This window comes from Streptomyces sp. NPDC058985 (assembly GCF_042740985.1).
GTDB lineage: Bacteria > Actinomycetota > Actinomycetes > Streptomycetales > Streptomycetaceae > Streptomyces.
In genome coordinates, this window is sequence record NZ_JBHYJX010000041.1 from 55,339 (window position 1) to 71,040 (window position 15,702).

The 15,702-nt window shown below is 71.8% G+C and carries 14 protein-coding genes; 5 read left to right on the forward strand and 9 right to left on the reverse strand.

The genetic code is table 11. The annotated features are described in order from the left end of the window. Positions 1 to 133: 133 nt before the first annotated feature. The 7 genes from rbsD to ACFW01_RS29355 form a co-directional block, all read right to left on the reverse strand. Positions 134 to 523 carry a D-ribose pyranase gene (gene rbsD / locus ACFW01_RS29325; protein WP_125492416.1) on the reverse strand — a complete coding sequence of 130 codons (390 nt, stop codon included), beginning with the start codon at positions 521 to 523 and terminating at the stop codon, positions 134 to 136. After that, positions 520 to 1,422, reverse strand: coding sequence for a ribokinase (locus ACFW01_RS29330; RefSeq protein WP_234961314.1), 903 nt, complete (start codon positions 1,420 to 1,422; stop codon positions 520 to 522). Before ACFW01_RS29330 ends, rbsD begins: the two co-directional genes overlap by 4 nt. Before the next feature lie 121 nt (positions 1,423 to 1,543). Then, complete coding sequence (locus ACFW01_RS29335; RefSeq protein ID WP_384508519.1) at positions 1,544 to 3,499, reverse strand: substrate-binding domain-containing protein; 1,956 nt, start codon at positions 3,497 to 3,499, stop codon at positions 1,544 to 1,546. Further along, a complete protein-coding gene (locus tag ACFW01_RS29340) occupies positions 3,489 to 5,024 on the reverse strand; it encodes a sugar ABC transporter ATP-binding protein (RefSeq protein ID WP_234961312.1) in 1,536 nt (511 codons plus the stop codon). The genes ACFW01_RS29335 and ACFW01_RS29340 overlap by 11 nt, the downstream gene beginning before the upstream one ends. After that, the gene (locus ACFW01_RS29345) at positions 5,021 to 6,055 is read right to left on the reverse strand and encodes a LacI family DNA-binding transcriptional regulator (protein ID WP_384508524.1); all 1,035 of its coding nucleotides are present in this window, start codon (positions 6,053 to 6,055) and stop codon (positions 5,021 to 5,023) included. Before ACFW01_RS29345 ends, ACFW01_RS29340 begins: the two co-directional genes overlap by 4 nt. Positions 6,056 to 6,105: 50 nt before the next feature. Continuing rightward, positions 6,106 to 6,657 (reverse strand): DUF1062 domain-containing protein, encoded by a 552-nt coding sequence (locus ACFW01_RS29350; RefSeq protein ID WP_234961310.1) that lies wholly within the window; start codon positions 6,655 to 6,657, stop codon positions 6,106 to 6,108. A gap of 236 nt (positions 6,658 to 6,893) precedes the next feature. Further along, entirely contained in the window at positions 6,894 to 7,379 is a 486-nt protein-coding gene (locus tag ACFW01_RS29355; RefSeq protein ID WP_234961309.1) for a carboxymuconolactone decarboxylase family protein, read from the reverse strand. Positions 7,380 to 7,509: 130 nt separating this feature from the next. On the opposite strand from ACFW01_RS29355, the gene ACFW01_RS29360 reads away from it, so the two are divergent. Continuing rightward, positions 7,510 to 8,496: an RNA polymerase sigma-70 factor gene (locus ACFW01_RS29360; RefSeq protein WP_234961308.1), complete on the forward strand. Its 987-nt coding sequence runs from the start codon at positions 7,510 to 7,512 to the stop codon at positions 8,494 to 8,496. A 1-nt stretch (position 8,497) separates the two neighbouring features. Here ACFW01_RS29360 and ACFW01_RS29365 read toward each other — a convergent pair whose 3' ends face one another. Next, positions 8,498 to 9,286 (reverse strand): ArsR/SmtB family transcription factor, encoded by a 789-nt coding sequence (locus ACFW01_RS29365; protein ID WP_384508549.1) that lies wholly within the window; start codon positions 9,284 to 9,286, stop codon positions 8,498 to 8,500. Between the two features lie 158 nt (positions 9,287 to 9,444). On the opposite strand from ACFW01_RS29365, the gene ACFW01_RS29370 reads away from it, so the two are divergent. Beyond that, positions 9,445 to 10,170 carry an N-acyl homoserine lactonase family protein gene (locus tag ACFW01_RS29370; RefSeq protein ID WP_384508528.1) on the forward strand — a complete coding sequence of 242 codons (726 nt, stop codon included), beginning with the start codon at positions 9,445 to 9,447 and terminating at the stop codon, positions 10,168 to 10,170. Between the two features lie 116 nt (positions 10,171 to 10,286). Here the strand turns inward: ACFW01_RS29370 and ACFW01_RS29375 are convergent, their stop codons facing one another. Further along, on the reverse strand, positions 10,287 to 11,729 hold the full coding sequence (locus tag ACFW01_RS29375; RefSeq protein WP_384508531.1) for a helix-turn-helix domain-containing protein: 1,443 nt from the start codon (positions 11,727 to 11,729) through the stop codon (positions 10,287 to 10,289). Between the two features lie 235 nt (positions 11,730 to 11,964). Here ACFW01_RS29375 and ACFW01_RS29380 point away from each other — a divergent pair, with 235 nt between their 5' ends. From ACFW01_RS29380 to ACFW01_RS29390, 3 genes are all read left to right on the forward strand, one after another. Further along, the gene (locus ACFW01_RS29380) at positions 11,965 to 12,585 is read left to right on the forward strand and encodes a hypothetical protein (protein ID WP_384508534.1); all 621 of its coding nucleotides are present in this window, start codon (positions 11,965 to 11,967) and stop codon (positions 12,583 to 12,585) included. Between the two features lie 406 nt (positions 12,586 to 12,991). Next, positions 12,992 to 14,239 carry an NAD(P)/FAD-dependent oxidoreductase gene (locus ACFW01_RS29385; RefSeq protein ID WP_384508537.1) on the forward strand — a complete coding sequence of 416 codons (1,248 nt, stop codon included), beginning with the start codon at positions 12,992 to 12,994 and terminating at the stop codon, positions 14,237 to 14,239. A 19-nt stretch (positions 14,240 to 14,258) separates the two neighbouring features. After that, a complete protein-coding gene (locus ACFW01_RS29390) occupies positions 14,259 to 15,200 on the forward strand; it encodes a sigma-70 family RNA polymerase sigma factor (RefSeq protein WP_384508540.1) in 942 nt (313 codons plus the stop codon). The last annotated feature ends 502 nt before the right edge of the window (positions 15,201 to 15,702 follow it).

A 15,702-nucleotide genomic window follows, 5' to 3' on the forward strand; every position in this document is an offset into this window, starting at 1 on the left:
GCATCAGAACCCCTGTGGGGGGACCCGGGGGGGATCCGTGGGGTTCTGAAGGGGAGGGGAACCCGAGAGGGCCCGGTCGCGACCGGGCCCTCTCAAAGTCTTCGGCGATATCGGCGTCCTCGGCCGGCCCCCGTCAGAAGAAGACCCCGCACCGCAGCAGCACGTTCGCGTAAGGCCGGGCCTCGCCGGTGCGGACGATCAGACGCGCACCCGCCGACAGCTCCTTGAGCCGCTCGTGCGGGACCAGGGTCAGGCCGGGGAAGTGGCCGTCGAGCAGCGCCGCGGCGCCGGTGTTGGCCTCCCGCACCTCCGTCGCCGCCACCGCGCCCTCCACGACCAGCTCGGCGAGCAAACCGTCCAGCACCTCCGCGAAGGACGGCACCCCGGCGCGGAAGGCCAGGTCGACGACGCGCGGGCCGTTCGGGACGGGCATGCCCGCGTCGCACACCAGGACCCCGTCACCGTGGCCGAGTTCGGCGAGCGCGCCCGCGAGGTGGCGGTTGAGTATGCCTGCCCTCTTCACAGCGCCTCGGCCTCCGCCGCGGTGGGGTACGACTCCTGCGCTCCCGCCTTCGTGACCGCCGCCGCGCCCACCCGGGCCGCGTACGCCGCCGCTTCGGCGAGCGAGTCGCCGGTGCCGAGCCGCCAGGCCAGCGCCGCGGTGAACGCGTCGCCCGCGCCCGTCGTGTCCACGGCGTCCACCTTCACCGACGGCACCCGCGAGACGCCCTCGCCCGACGCCACCAGCGCGCCCTCGGCGCCCAGGGTCACCACCACCGAACGCGGGCCCTTGGCCAGCAGGATGCGGGCCCAGTCCTCGGGGCGCTCGCTGACCAGGGCGTCGCCGAGGATCACCTTCGCCTCGTGCTCGTTGACGATCAGCGGGTCGCAGGCCGCGAGGACCTCCGGCGGCAGCGGGCGCGGCGGCGACGGGTTCAGCACGAAGCGGCTGTCCGGCGCCAGACTCCGGACCACCTCCACGACCGTCTCCAGCGGGATCTCCAGCTGCGTGGAGACCACCCGGGAGGCGTGGAAGAGGCTGCCGGCCGCGCGGACGTCGCCGGGCGTGAGCCGGCCGTTGGCGCCCGGCGAGACCACGATGCTGTTGTCCCCCGACGGGTCGACGGTGATCAGCGCGACGCCGGTCGGGGCGCCGCCCACCAGCACGCCGACCGTGTCGACACCGGCCGCGCGCTGCGAGTCGAGGAGCAGCCGCCCGTGGCCGTCGTCGCCGACCCGGGCCAGCAGGGCGGTACGGGCGCCGAGCCGGGCGGCGGCCACCGCCTGGTTCCCGCCCTTGCCCCCCGGGTGGACGCTCAGGTCGGAGCCGAGCACCGTCTCCCCGGCGCCCGGCCGCCGTTCCACGCCGATCACGAGGTCGGCGTTGGCCGACCCCACGACCAGGAGGTCGTAGTCGTACATCAGTCGTTCTCCGATCCGAGTGATCCGAGTGATCCGAGTGGCCCGGTGATCCGAGTGAACCGAGTGAGGTGGGCGGACGGTCGCCGTGACCGTCCGCCCGTGCACTCCCGTGCGCCCCCGTTCAGCCCTCGAAGCCGGCCACGTTCTCCTTGGTGACCACCTTCACGGGCACCTTCACCGTCTGCTCCACCTTCTTGTCCTCGGCCGCCCGCAGCGCGTTCTGTACGGCGATCCTGCCCAGTTCCTTCGGCTGCTGCGCGACGGACGCGAACAACGTGCCCTCCTGGACCGCCTTCAGCCCGTCCGGCGTGCCGTCGAAGCCGACGACCTGGACCGACCTGCCCGCCTTGGAACCCAGCGCCTTGATCGCGCCGAGCGCCATCTCGTCGTTCTCCGCGAAGACACCGTCGATGTCCGGGTGCGCCTGGAGCAGGTTGGTCATCACGTCCAGGCCCTTGGTGCGGTCGAAGTCCGCGGGCTGCTTGGCGACCACCTTGATGCCCGGGTACTCCTCGAGGCCGGCCGCGAAGCCCGCCCCGCGCTCCCGGCTGGCGGAGGTGCCGGCCTGGCCCTGGAGGATGGCGATGGTGCCCTTGCCGCCGAGCTTCTCGGCGAGGGCCTTGGCGCCCAGCTCACCGCCCTCGACGTTGTCGGAGGCGACCAGCGCGGCGGTCTCGGCGTCGTTCACACCGCGGTCCACGGCGATGACGGGGATGTCGTCCTTGTTCGCCGAGCGCACCGAGGGGCCCGCGGCGTCCGAGTCCACCGGGTTGACGATGATCGAGGACAGGCCCTCGCTGGTGAAGTTCTGCAACTGGTTCGCCTGCTGGGAGGCGTCGTTCTGCGCGTCGGTGACGGTCAGGTCCACGCCCAGCTGCTTCGCCTGCTCCTCCGCACCGTCCCTGATCTGCACGAAGAACGGGTTGTTCAGCGTCGACAGCGACAGCCCGACCTTCTTCGCCGTGCCGCCCGAGGACCCGTTGTGCAGCAGCGAGGTCGCGCCGACCACCGCGACGGCGACGACCGCCGCGATGACGTACGTCAGCGCCTGCTTGCCCCGGTTCCCGCCGCCGGAGGTACCCGCCGCCGGCGTGGTCGCGCCGGCCTTGCGCCGCAGGGTGTCCAGGAGCACCGCCAACGCGATGACGACACCGATGACGACCTGCTGCCAGAACGCGGAGACGGACAGCAGGTTGAGGCCGTTGCGCAGCACCGCGAGGATCAGCGCGCCGATCAGCGTGCCGGACGCCTTGCCGGTGCCGCCCGCGAGCGAGGCACCGCCGATGACGACGGCGGCGATGGCGTCCAGTTCGTAGCCCTGCGCGGCCTGCGGCTGCGCGGAGGAGAGCCGGGAGGCGAGCACGATGCCCGCGGCGGCGGCGAACAGGCCGGAGAAGGCGTAGATGGCGAGCTTCTGCCGCTTCACCCGCAGCCCGGACAGCCGGGCCGCCTCCTCGTTGCCGCCGATGGCGTACATGGAGCGGCCGATGTAGGTCCGGCCGAGGACGAACGCGGTGATCAGCCCCATGACGATCATCACCAGCACCGGCACGGGCAGCCACCCGCCGAGCGTGTCTCCGAGGTGCGAGACGGAGTCCGGGAAGGCGATCGGCGAGCCCTGCGAGATGACCAGCGACAGACCGCGCCCGACCGACAGCATGGCGAGCGTCGCGATGAACGGCGGCAGCTTCCCGTACGAGATCAAGAAGCCGTTCACCAGACCGCAGGCGACACCCGTCGCGACGGACAGCAGGACCGCCAGCGCGACCGGTATGCCGGCCTCGGTGGCGCTCCACGCCAGCACGGTGGCCGACAGGGCCGCGACCGAGCCGACCGACAGGTCGATGCCCGCCGAGACGATGACGAAGGTGACACCGAAGGCGAGGATCGCCGTCACGGCGGCCTGGACGCCGACGTTGAGCAGGTTGTCGGCGGTCAGGAAGTCCCCGGAGAGCGCCGACATGGCGACGACGAGGACGATCAGCGCGGTCAGCGCGCCGTTCTCCAGCAGCAGGCGGCGCACACCGCCCGAGGCGCCCTGCGCGCCCGGCTTGCTCTTGAGCGTGTCAGTGGCCACGGTCGGCCTCCGTTCCGGTTCCATCGGTGTGGGGGGTGCTGACGGCGAGCGCCATGACGGCGTCCTGGGTGGCCCGCTCGGCGGGGAGTTCACCGGCGACCCGTCCCTGTGCCATGACGACCACCCGGTCGCTCATGCCGAGCACCTCGGGCAGATCGCTGGAGATCATGAGCACGGCGGCACCGGCGGCCGTCAGTTCGTTCACGAGCTGGTAGATCTCGACCTTGGCGCCGACGTCGATGCCGCGCGTCGGCTCGTCGAGGATGAGCACCTTGGTGTTGGCCAGCAGCCACTTGCCGATGACGACCTTCTGCTGGTTGCCGCCGGAGAGGGTGCGCACGTGCTGGCCGAGACCGGCCATCCGCACCCCGAGCTGCCCGGCGATCCGCTCCGCCGCCGCACGCTGGCCCTTGAGGTCGACGAGCCCCGCGCGGGCGCTCGACCTAAGGGTGACGAGCCCGAGGTTCTCCTCGACGGACGCGTCGAGCACGAGCCCCTGCCCCTTGCGGTCCTCGGGCACCAGCCCGATCCCGGCGGCCATGGCGGCGTTCACGTCGTGCCGCCGCAGCGGCGCGCCCGCGACGTGCACGGTCCCGGCGTCGTAGGGGTCGGCGCCGAACACCGCGCGTGCCACCTCGGTCCGCCCGGCGCCGACGAGGCCCGCGATACCGACGACCTCACCGGCCCGCACCTCGAAGCCGACGTCGTGGAAGACACCGTCCCGGGTCAGCCCCTCCACCTTGAGCAGCGCCTCGCCGGTGTCGGTGCGTTCACGTGGGTACTGCTGCTCGATCGACCGTCCGACCATGAGCCGTACCAGCTCGTCCTCGGGGGTGGAGGCGGGCACCTGGCCGACGCTGCGCCCGTCCCGGATGACGGTGACGCGGTCGCCGAGGGCGGCGATCTCCTCCAGGTGGTGGGTGATGAACACGATGCCCACGCCGTCCTCGCGCAGCCGCCGCACGATGGCGAACAGCTTCTCGACCTCCTCGGAGGTCAGCACGGCGGTCGGCTCGTCCATGATGAGCACGCGCGCGTTCAGGCTGAGCGCCTTGGCGATCTCGACCATCTGGAGCCGCGCGATGCCGAGTTCCCGCACGCGCGTGCGGGGCGACACGCTCAGGCCCACCCGCTCCAGCAGCACCTCGGCGTCCGCGTCCATCTTCTTCCGGTCGATCATTCCCAGGCGGCGCGGCTGCCGCCCCAGGAAGATGTTCTCGGCGACCGTCAGATCGGGGACGAGGTTGAACTCCTGGTAGATGGTGGCGATCCCGAGGCGCTCGGAGTCCTGCGCACCGTGGATGCGCACCTCCTCGCCACCGGCCAGGATCCGCCCGGCGTCGGGGGTGTAGGCGCCGGAGAGCATCTTGATGAGGGTGCTCTTGCCCGCGCCGTTCTCACCGAGCAGCACATGCACCTCGCCCCGGCGCAGGTCGAAGTCGACGCTGTCGAGCGCGACCACGCCGGGGAAGGTCTTGCGGATGCCCTCGATGCGCAGCAACTCGTCCGGACTGCGGCTGCTCACGGCGTACTCCTTCGTACGGGGGACGGGTGTTTTGGCGGGTGTGCCTCACCGCAGGAGCGGCGGACGACGAGCCGCGCGGGGAGGGTGACGGACTCGCCGGTCCGCCCCTCGATCCGGTCGACGAGCGCGCGGACGGCGGCGCGCCCGAGGTCGCCCGTGGGCTGGGCGATGGCGGTGACCGGCGGATCGGTGTGCACGAACCACGGGATGTCGTCGAACGCGGCGAGCGCGATGTCCTCGGGGACCCGAAGACCCCGCGCCCGTACGGCGTCCAGCGCGCCGAGCGCCATCAGGTTGTCGGCGGCGAAGACGACCTCTGGGGGTTCGGGCAGGTCGAGGAAGCCCTCGGTGACCCGGCGGCCGCTGTCGGCCTGGAAGTCGCCCTGCCCGATGTAGGCGCCGGGGAGGGGCAGCCCGTACGCGCCGAGCGCCTCGCGGAAGGCGTCGACGCGCTCGCGTCCGGTGGTGGTGGCCGCGGGCCCGGCGATGATCGCGAGCCGGCGGTGCCCGAGCCCGTACAGATGGGCGACCAGCTCCCGTACGGCGGCCCGCCCGTCCGACCTGACGACGGGGACGTCCACGCCGGGGATCCACCGGTCGACGAAGACCATCGGCGTCCCGGCCCGCGCGGCGGCCAGCATGTGCGGGGAGCCGCCGTCGGTGGGGGAGACGAGGAGCCCGTCGATGCGGCGGTCCAGCAGCGTCGTCACATGGTGGTCCTGGAGATCGGGTCGCTCGTCGGCGTTGCCGATGATGACGCTGTAGCCGAGCGCGCGGGCCTCCTCCTCGACGGAGCGGGCCAGTTCCGTGAAGTACGGGTTCATGACGTCGCTGATGACCAGGCCGAGGGTGCGGGTCTGGTCGGTGCGCAGCGACCGGGCGACGGCGTTCGGGCGGTAGCCCAGCGTCTCCACCGCGGCCAGTACGCGGCGGCGCGCGGCGGCGCTGACCGACGGGTGGCCGTTGAGCGCGCGCGAGACCGTCGCGACGGAGACGCCCGCCTCGGCGGCGACGTCCTTGATGCTCGCCATCGCCGTTTCCACCTCCTCGTGGAATCGATTACACGGAGGATTGGAAACGATTACAGGCGCTTGGGGCAAGGGGTGGACCGCGCCGAAACCCAATCGTGACCGGGTCCGGCGCGGCTGCGGGCGGCGTCGGCGGCCAGCCTTTCGACCTCGGCCCGGGAGAGACCGCACCCTTCGGCGATCAGCCGCACCGGCCGGACGGGGACCGGAGCGGCGAAGCGGACCGCGACGTCGATCACCTCGCGGTCCAGGTGGTCCGACCCGCCGGTGTCGAGGCGCCAGGCGCCGTCCCAGTCGAGGGCGACGCGATTACGGCGCCGGACGACCGGATCCTGGAGCAACTCCGCCGCCAGGGCGGGGTCGTTGTCGTGCAGCCGGTCCAGCAGCCCGGGCCGCACCGAGCGCACGCGCGTGCGCTCGAAGACCGTGAGCTTCGCGGTGTCCCCGCAGGTGGTGCAGAGCACGAGGAGCCAGGCGTCGACGAGCTTGTGGTGGGCGTTGGCGCGGAATTTGCCGTTCGCCCGGAAGCGCCCGCCCCCGCACGCGTGGCAGCGGCGGAGGACGAGCGGCAGGCAGGTGGGCATGACGACCCAGTCGTTGAGCACAGAAGCACACCGGTTTCAGCGTGAGAAGTCCGCAGCGGAAAGCGGCACGGCGCACAGGTGCGACGCGCGACAGATCAGCACTCGGGGTGTCTCACGTGATGTACAACGGCCCGCCCTTCACCAGCCTCACCGGACGACTCGGTCCGGCAGGAGGGTAGTTGGGCACGACGGCGCGGCTCCACCGGTATTCGCCGGGGGAGCCGCGCCGCCGCGCCGCCGTGCCGGCCGGGCAGGTCTCAGTCGAAGGCCGCGTCGAACATGCCGGCCTCGTAGGAGCCGCCCGCCTGGTGGGTGATCACGGCGAGCCGGTTGGCCGCGTTGATCATGGCGACCGCGCAGACCAGCGTGGCGACCTGGTCGTCGTCGTAGTGCTTGCGCACCTGGGCCCAGGTCTCGTCGGACACGCCCTGGTGGGCGTCGGCGAGCCGGGTGCCCTCCTCGGCGAGTGCCAGCGCCGCCCGCTCGGCCTCGGTGAACACGCTGGACTCGCGCCAGGCGGCGACCAGGTGGAGCCGGACCGCGCTCTCCCCGGCGGCCGTGGCCTCCTTGGTGTGCATGTCGATGCAGTGCCCGCAGCCGTTGATCTGGCTGGCCCGCAGCGCGACCAGCTCCTGCGTGGACCTCGGCAGCGCCGCCTGCTGGAGCACCAGGGCGACGCCCGCGAACCGCTTGGCGAACCGGCCGCCGATCTCGTTCTCGAACAGGTTGAATCGGGTTTCCATGACCCCGTCCTCACTCTTGGTGCCGCGTTGACGCACACAAGACGCCGACGCTCCGGACCCTGTGACGGGGCGCGCGTGTGACGTGGAACACCGGCAGGGGATGTCACAGACCGGCGGTGGCCGGCGTCCTGTGCGCGTGACACCGTCGAAGGCGAACGAGCGGGAGCAACCGGCCATGAGCGAGCACGGCACACGCGGACAGGACGGCACCACCGGGCCCGGCACCGGCGGCGGATCGGCGGACCCCGCCACCGAGGCCTTCGTCGCCCACCGCAACCTCCTCTTCACCGTCGCCTACGAGCTGCTGGGCTCGGCCGCCGACGCCGAGGACGTCCTCCAGGAGACCTGGTTGCGCTGGGCGGGCGTCGATCTCGACTCCGTGCGCGACCGGCGCGCGTACCTGGTCCGGATCACCACACGCCAGGCGCTGACCCGGCTGCGCACGCTCGGCCGCCGCAAGGAGTCCTACGTCGGCGAGTGGCTGCCCGAGCCGCTGCTCACCACCCCCGACGTGGCCGAGGATGTCGAACTGGCCGACAGCGTCTCGATGGCGATGATGCTGGTCATGGAGACCCTGACGCCGACCGAGCGGGCGGTTTTCGTCCTGCGCGAGGTGTTCGACCTCGGGTACGACGAGATCGCCGAGGCCGTCGACAAGAGCCAGGCCGCGGTACGCCAGACCGCGCACCGGGCCCGCGCCCACGTGGCGGCCCGCCGCCCGCGCGGCGTCGTCTCCCGCGCCGAGAGCCGGGACGCGCTCGACGCGTTCCAGCGGGCCGTGCGGACGGGCGACCTCCAGGGCCTGCTCGACATACTCGCCCCGGACGTCGTCCTGCTGGGCGACGGCGGCGGAGTCAAGCAGGCGATCCTGCGGCCCGTCACCGGCGCCGACAAGGTCGCCCGCCTGATGCTCGGCGGCTTGGTCAAGCTGCCCGCCGAGCTGTCGATGCACCCGGCCCAGGTCAACGGCCACCCGGCCCTGCTGATCCGCCTCGACGGCGAACTGGACACGGTCATGGCCGTCCGCTTCGACGACGGCCGCATCTCCGGCCTGTACGCGGTGCGCAACCCTGAGAAGCTGACGCGCATGGAACGGGAGACGGCCCTGAACCGCTGACCTACTCGGGCTGGGCGAGGGCCTCCCCGGTCTCCAGCAGCGTCTTGAGCCCGGAGACGAGGGCGGGCCACCCGTGCTGGATCATCTCGCGCACGGTGCTGCCGGGCTCGAACCCGTCATGGACGACGGTCAGCTTGACCGTCCCGCTCCCTTCAAGATCCTCGATCTCGAAGGTGACCTTCGACCGCCGCTCGGCGGAGAGCCTGGCGAGGGTCTCGCCGTCGATCCCGTTGGCCTCGGCCCACTCGGGCGTGAATGTGTGCCAGGTGTACGACAGCCGCCGGTGCGGGTCGGACTCGAGGACGACCTGCTCGGGGTCGGCGGTCTCGGCCCCCCGCTCCCGCCACACCACGGGCGACCCGGCCGCCCAGTCGGTGCCGAACTCCACCCCCCAGTAGCGCCGGGTGAACTCGGGATCGGTCAGGCCCTGCCACAGCTTCTCGGGCGTGGTTCTGATGTAGGTCGTGTACACGAACGCGTCGCTGTCCATGGCGTTGCTCTCCAGCACGTGCTTGAGGTCGGCGAGTGCGTGCACCCGATCCCGGTCGTAGCGGCTGATCCAGCGTTCGGTGATGGCGTTGACCGGCTCGGCGTTGAGGTAGTGCAACTTCTCCCGGCCCCGCCGGACGGTGGTGATGAGGTTGGCGGCCTCCAGTACCGCCAGATGCTTGCTGACCGACTGCCGGGCCATGTCCAGCCCGGCACACAACTCGCGCAGGCTCTGCCCGTTCCGCCCGTTCAAGCGGTCCAGCAGCCGCCGCCGGTTCCGGTCACCCAGCGCCTTGTGCAGCTAACGGGATGCATGTCAATCGGGCCTTTTGTTCTCCCACTCCGTGACGTGTTTCCACAGGCGCCGGGAGCACCTGTGGAAGGGTGAGGCCCGTGGCTGCGAGAGTGCGAGTGACAACCGTGGACGCGGGGCCTTTCACGATGCCGAAGGAAGGCCTCATGTACGGGGCGAGCGGCACGATCACTGTGCCCTCGACCGTGGCGGTCATCGAGCACGCCGTGCACGGGCTGATCCTCTTCGATACGGGTGTCAACCATCGTGTGGCCGACCCGGAGACCGCGGACGGCTACTGGGGCGTCGGGCTCCGGGCAGCGTATGGCGCCCAGGCGTTCACCCGGGCGCATGCCATCGACGCGCAGCTGGATCGCCTCGGATACCGCCTGTCGGACGTCAGGTACGTGATCTACTCCCACCTCCATCTGGACCACGCCGGCGGAATGAGCTACTTCCCGGATGCCGTGCACGTGGTCCAGCACGATGAACTGCGCCACGCCTGGTGGCCGGACCGCTGGACTGCCCGGGGCTACGCGTTCAACGACTACCGGGACACACGGTCCTACGACTTCCTCGAACTGGCCGGAGACGCCGACCTGTTCCTGGACGGCAGCCTGACCGTGGTCCGCACGGCAGGCCATACGCCCGGCCACCAGGGAATCATCCTCGACCTCGGCCACCAGGAACGAATCGCCTTCATGGGCGACGCCGCCCACCTGCAGGAAGGACTCGACGGAAACGTGCCGATGATCAGCGACTGGAACATCCAGGAGAAGCTGCTCACCTACGGTCGAGTCCGCGCGCTGGGCCGGGCGGGCGTCCGAACGTTCCTGTCCCACGATCCCGGTCACTTCGCTGCTCTTCCGCACGATGGTGTCTTCTGGGACTGATCGCCACGAGCCGATCCACAGGTGCTGAACCTTGCTCCTCAGATCGGACACATCCGGGCCGCCCTTACCTTCCCGCCGGAGCCCGTCCCGGAAGCCCCCTCCGCGACGCCCCGTCCTCAGCTGTAGGGCCCCCACCGGCGCCCCAGGGTGTCGTACACGTACCGGGGCAGGCCCTCCAGGGCGCTGGTGCGGAACGGGCGGCCGCCGTCGTCGATGCGTACGGTGCCCGTGCGGCCCTGGGAGGACCAGTCCAGCTCCAGGTACCAGCGGCAGTCGCACGAACTGGTCTCGGCCGTGACCAGCAGCACCTCGGGGTCCTTCGCCGAGACGCGGTAGGGCATGCGCACGGCCGGGATCGGCGTGCCGGAGTCGTTCCCGGCGACCGCGCGGGCGATGGGGCGGTCCTTGTCCAGGTCCACGGCGAAGGAGCGGGGAGTGAGCGAGCCGCCGCAGCCCTGGTCCATGGCGTAGGCGTTGCCCTGGGCCGGCGCGGTGCGGCCGGTCACGCGCACGCGCAGCGCCTCCAGCACGACGGCTGTTTCGCTGCGCCCCTGCACCGACAGCTGCACGAGTGTCTCGCCGCCGTGCACCGCGCTCTGCGTCGCGGCCCAGGGCGCCGCGTCCTGCGGGGCAGGGGGAGGGGGGACCTCGTCCGGCGGCTTGGCGATGACGTAGTCGTGACCGCAACCGAGCTTCCATGCCTGGGAATTGACGGACCAGGTGACCGGTGCGCCGACGGGCTGTCCGCCGCGGGGCGGGGCGGAGGTCGTGCCGGGTGGGCGAGAGGTGCCCGGCGTCTTCTCCGGGGCGGCTGAACCCGAGGGCCGCCCGGAGGCGGGGGTGCCGTTCGGGCTGGGTGAGGCGCCCCGCCGCTCGGGTGTGCCGGCCTCCGCCGTACCGGACGCCGGCGGACCGGCGACCCGGACAGGACCGTCGGCGGACGCCCGCCGCCCCTCCGGCAGCGTGGACAGGGCTCCGAGCGTCGCGAGCACGGCACAGACGGAGGCCAGCCCGACCACCACACGTCCACGGCGGTACCAGGGGCGGGGCAGCGGGTGCGGGGGTGCGGACGCGCCGTCCTCCCCGGGCGCGGGGTCCGTTTCGGCGACCGGGCTGCCGTCGGCTCGCATCGCCGTGTCCGGTGTGGTGACGGTGCTGCCGGCCTGCATGGCCGTGTCCGGTTCGGTGATGCCCTCCGCCGCTGTCGCCGGTCCGGCCGCCGCGTCGTTCACGGCTTGCGTCCCCGTGGCCTCGGGCGCACTCTCGGCCGCCCCCGCCGCACGAGTTCTGCGGCGGACCGCCACGGCCAGGAGCCAACGGCGGTGGAGTTCGAGACGCTGCTCCGAGGTCGCCCCGCACAGGGCCGCGAAGCGTTCCACGGGGGCGAAGTCCAGTGGCACCGCGTCGCCCGCGCAGTAACGGTGCAGCGTCGAGGTGTTCATGCCCAGACGACGGGCCAGCGAGCCGTAACTGCGGTCCGTGCGCTCCTTCAACGCCCGCAGCAGCGCCGCGAACTCGGCCACGTCGCCGCTGCCGCCGCCGTCGTCCCGTGCCGACACAGGTCTCCCCGTCCTCGTACGACCCCACCCGGCCCGGGACGGCATCCCAGGCACCCATGTACCTGCACGTCAGACAGGCTGGGATGGTTCCACCGTGTCCGATCGGCCGTCGGCTGTTGCGCCCGGCCGCCGTGACCGCCGATGCTCTTGGTGCCGCACCGACCAGGCCCGGGACGACCGGCCGGTCCAGCCGCACGGCATCCACGTCCACGCATTCATCCACGGGGGAACACTCATGTCCATGCGCATCCGAACGGGCGCTCTCACCGCACTCACCCTCGCCGCCCTCGCGGCGGGCACGGTCCTCACGGCACCGGCCGGCGCCGCGCCCAAGGCCGCCGCGCCCACGTTCCTGTCGGCGTCCCAGCTGCCGCCGCATCCGACGTCGTCCTGGACCGCCGGGCCGGTCACCGACGGGTTCCCGGAGGCACTCGGCCTGTGCGTGAGCACGGAGGGCGTGCCCGCCTACGACTACCGGCACCGGGAGTTCCGGACCGACCTGGACACCGGTGCCGTGCAGTTGACCGTCGTGACGGACACGGCCGCCCAGGCCAAGGCCCTGGCGATCCACTACGACGACCTGATCCGCACCTGCGCCGACCGCATCGAGGAGTCCTCGCCCGACGTCGAGGCCGAGAGCCGCGACTACGGCAAGCTGCCGGTCGAGGAGGGCGCCCGCGTCCGCGGCCTGCACACCGAGACGTCCTGGGGCGCCACCGACATCGCCCTGCTGTCGGTCGGGCGGGACGGCAGGACCGTCACCGTCGTCAAGTGGGGACAGCTGGGCGACTTCACGGACGCCCCCGTGGCCGCCTTCAAGAAGACCACGCGCACGGCCGTCAGCAAGCTGTACTGACCGGCCGGCCACCGGAGAAGACCCGGGGCCGTCCTCCCGCCACGGGGGTCGGGAGGACGGCCCCGTCTCGGCCATGGCCCGGGGCGAGGACCGTCGTACTGCGGCCACGCTTCCCTGGCACCCCGCCGGGGGTCACCGGCCCGGCCCGTCGCCGTGGCCCGGGCCTGGACGAAGCGCAGTCCGTTCCCCGGTCGTGGGATGCGTTGTGGAAGCAACGAAGACCGAAGCCGGGACGTACGGGACTCGGCCGCCGGCCATCGCGGCCTCCCTGCCAAACGCCATCGGCAGGTGAGGCCTGCCCGTCCCGGCCTCGATGTGTGATGCACGTCACATGCGGTGTCTGTCAGGAATCGCCGTGCCGTTTCGCTCAGTCACCAGGAGCAAGCGAATCGACGGGAGCACCAGCATGAAGCACCGCATCGTCGTCCTGGGCGCCGGCTATGCCGGGGCCTACGTGGCCGGGATCCTGGCCCGTCGGCTGTCCCAGGCAGACACCGAGATCACCGTGATCAACGCCGAGCCGGACTTCGTCCAGCGGCTGCGGCTGCACCAGTTGGCGGCCGGCCGCAAGGTCGAGGCCCCGAAGCTGGCGGATGTCTTCGCGGGCACAGCGATACGGCTGCTCCTCGCCCGTGTCGCCACCGTCGACCCGGAGCGCCAGATCGTCAGCCTGGCCGATGTCGACGCCGACGCCGACGCCGACGCCGAGCTCGGCTACGACACGCTTCTCTACGCGCTCGGCAGCCAGGTCGCCGACCACGGCGTTCCCGGCGTGGCGGAGCACGCCTTCGACGTCGCCGCCCGGCCCTCGGCGCTGCGCCTGCGCGAGCGCCTGGACAGCCTGGACAGGCGGAGCGACGGCGGGAGTGTGCTGGTCGTCGGCGACGGGCTGACCGGCATCGAGACGGCCACCGAGATCGCCGAATCCCGGCCCGGCCTGTCGGTGACACTGGTCGCCCGCGGTGAACTGGCCGCCCCGCTCTCCGCCGGAGCCCGCGGCCACCTGCGCCGGGCCTGCGATCGGCTGGGCATCACCGTCCTGGAGCACACCACCGTCGCAGCCGTCGAGGCCGCGCGGGTGCTGTCCGCCGACGGCACAGCCCTGGCGTCGGACGCGACCGTGTGGACGGCCGGGTTCGCGGTCAGCCCCATCGCCGCCGCGAGCGGGCTGGAGGTCACCGAGAACGGTCGAATCGTGGTCGATCGCACCATGCGGTCGGTCTCGCACCCGAACGTCTACGCCGCCGGTGACAGCGCCTACGCCGTCGGCGACAACGGCCGGCCGCTGCCGATGTCCTGCGCTTCGGCCGGCTACACCGGCAGGCAGGCCACGGACGCGATCGTGGGACGCCTGACCGGCCGCGAGATCGCGAACACCAAGCTGGAGTACCCGGGCAACCACATCAGCCTCGGCCGGCGGGACGGGATCCTTCAGATGGTGGACGACGAAGCGCGGGCAAAGCCGCAGTACGTGGGCGGCCGGAAGGCCGCGCGGATCAAGGCGGGCATCCTCAGGATGTCGCTGTGGGCCACCGCGCACCCGACCTTCGGCATGCCCAAGCGCAAGCACCGCCTGGCCGCCGCGCCGACCGCGGCCGCCGAGCAGACCGCCGCCGTCGCGCCGGACGGAACCGCCGGGAAGGCGGCGGCATAGCCGTATTAGGGTGATTCGCGTGGACAGCACCGCCACAGATCGCTTCGAGGCCGGCCGCAACCGGCTGGCCTCGCTGGCGTACCGGCTGCTGGGCTCGGCCGCCGACGCCGAAGACGCCGTGCAGGATGCGTTCCTGCACTGGCAGGCCGCCGACCGGCAGCGGATCGACGTGCCGGAGGCATGGCTGACCAAGGTCACCACCAACCTCTGCCTCGACCGGCTCCGTTCGGCGCAGGTGCGCCGTGAACGCACCGTCGGCGCCTGGCTGCCCGAACCGCTTCTCGACGGCGACCCGATGCTCGGCCCGGCCGACACTTTCGAGCAGCGCGAGTCGGTCTCCCTGGCCGTGCTGACCCTCATGGAGCGCCTGTCGACGCTGGAGCGGGCCGTCTACGTCCTGCGCGAAGCGTTCGCCCACAGCCACGCCGAGATCGCCGAGATCCTCGACATCACCGAATCCGCAAGCCAGCAGCACCTCCACCGCGCCCGGCGACGCATCAACGACGGGCGCCGCGGCGGCGGCGAAGTCGACCCCGCATCCGCCCGCAGGATCGTCGAGGAGTTCCTCGCCGCCGCCACCTCGGGCCGCACCGAACGGCTGGTGGCACTGCTCACCGACGACGCGACCGCAATCTCCGACGGTGCGGGCGGCCGGGCCCAGACCCTGCTGCGGTACGACACTCCTGAGCGGATCGCCGCCGTCGTACGGGCGGGCTTCAAGCCCACACCCGCGAAACGGCGATTCGCCGGCGGCACACCCGCCCTCCACTACGCGCTCGTCAACGGCGCCCCCGCGATCCTCTTCGTCGTCGGCGACCACATCGTCGGCTCCGCCCTGTTCGACATCGCCGACGGCAAGATCGCAACCATGCGCGGCATCGCCGCCCCCGCCCGCCTCGCCCGCCTCACCGCAGCCTGGCGACAGCACGGTCCCGGCACGCGGCTGGTCACTCCGTGGTGAACCCGATGCACCGACGACCGGCATCATGCGGCACGAACATCAAGTCGCCTGAGAGCCAGGTGCGGCCCATTCGGCAAAAAACAGTCCCCGGTAGTGCTGCACGTGTCCTGAAGCCTCAGTCGTCACTGCTGCCTCGGTATCGCGCCGGCTTGCCGGGGGCCTGAACGGCATCCTGTCCACGTCACTCCGCCGGCTAGACGTCCTCGTCGACTTCGTGACCCTTTCGGTGTTGCCGTCTGATAACCACTACTACGCCCTTTCCCTGACGAGTCAATGGGTTTGAGGTAAATCTTTTAAATCTCTCGGCGGGTCCCCTGCGCCGCACTCCCGCCGATCACACCCCGGGCTGATGCTCCTATTGCCTGTCAAGTGGCTTGGAGCCAGTGGCGGTGGGCATGGGCGAGGTGGTCGTCTCGGCGGATCCCGCGTTCGAGGGTGGAGATGGTGGCCGGCCAGAGTCCGAAGTGGTGGGCTGCGGCGGTCAGGGTGATGTTCTTGGACT

What these genes read in the sequence shown, in the direction of transcription:
- ACFW01_RS29330 (WP_234961314.1), bottom strand. Translation starts at nt 1,422, where the DNA reads ATGTACGACTACGACCTCCTGGTCGTGGGGTCGGCCAACGCCGACCTC.
- ACFW01_RS29345 (WP_384508524.1), bottom strand. Translation starts at nt 6,055, where the DNA reads ATGGCGAGCATCAAGGACGTCGCCGCCGAGGCGGGCGTCTCCGTCGCG.
- ACFW01_RS29355 (WP_234961309.1), bottom strand. Translation starts at nt 7,379, where the DNA reads ATGGAAACCCGATTCAACCTGTTCGAGAACGAGATCGGCGGCCGGTTC.
- ACFW01_RS29370 (WP_384508528.1), top strand. Translation starts at nt 9,445, where the DNA reads ATGTACGGGGCGAGCGGCACGATCACTGTGCCCTCGACCGTGGCGGTC.
- ACFW01_RS29380 (WP_384508534.1), top strand. Translation starts at nt 11,965, where the DNA reads ATGTCCATGCGCATCCGAACGGGCGCTCTCACCGCACTCACCCTCGCC.
- ACFW01_RS29385 (WP_384508537.1), top strand. Translation starts at nt 12,992, where the DNA reads ATGAAGCACCGCATCGTCGTCCTGGGCGCCGGCTATGCCGGGGCCTAC.